Annotated in this window: 1 rRNA gene; it reads right to left on the minus strand. The window is 52.7% G+C overall.

Annotation, left to right across the window (positions count from 1 at the left end):
- A 16S ribosomal RNA gene (locus BZG25_RS15795) occupies positions 1–336 on the minus strand; the annotation flags it as partial.

Below are 336 nucleotides of genomic sequence, written 5' to 3' on the forward strand. Positions count from 1 at the left end.
GTAGCACGTGTGTAGCCCTACTCGTAAGGGCCATGATGACTTGACGTCGTCCCCACCTTCCTCCGGTTTATCACCGGCAGTCTCCCTGGAGTTCCCACCATTATGTGCTGGCAAACAAGGATAAGGGTTGCGCTCGTTGCGGGACTTAACCCAACATTTCACAACACGAGCTGACGACAGCCATGCAGCACCTGTCTCAGCGTTCCCGAAGGCACTCCTCTATCTCTAAAGGATTCGCTGGATGTCAAGAGTAGGTAAGGTTCTTCGCGTTGCATCGAATTAAACCACATGCTCCACCGCTTGTGCGGGCCCCCGTCAATTCATTTGAGTTTTAAC

It is taken from the genome of Salinivibrio sp. ML198 (genome assembly GCF_001996015.1).
Lineage (GTDB): Bacteria > Pseudomonadota > Gammaproteobacteria > Enterobacterales > Vibrionaceae > Salinivibrio > Salinivibrio siamensis.